General features: G+C 73.6%; 1 protein-coding gene. It reads left to right on the top strand.

From position 1 onward, the window contains the following. Positions 1 to 246, top strand: a 246-nt coding sequence (locus HKX41_12870; GenBank protein NNC25028.1) for a conjugal transfer protein TraB, incomplete at both ends; no start/stop codon positions are given.

Here is a 246-nt window from a genome sequence, read left to right on the forward strand (position 1 = left end):
CGGACGCGCTGGCGCGGCTGGATCTGATCCAGGTGATCCGCTCGGGCAAGACCGCGCTGTTCGCCGCCAACCTGGCCCTGGCCGCGTACCAGCGCCGGCTCGCCGAACAGCTCGGCATCGAGCCCGGCGCCGAGCTCAAGCGCGCGGTGGTCGAGGCGCGCGAGCGCGAGCTGCCGGTGCACCTGATCGACCGCGAGGTCGGCCTGACCTTCAGGCGCGCCTCGCAGCAACTGGGCTTCTGGGGCC

Source organism: Salifodinibacter halophilus (assembly GCA_012999515.1).
Classification (GTDB): Bacteria; Pseudomonadota; Gammaproteobacteria; order Nevskiales; family Salinisphaeraceae; genus Salifodinibacter; species Salifodinibacter halophilus.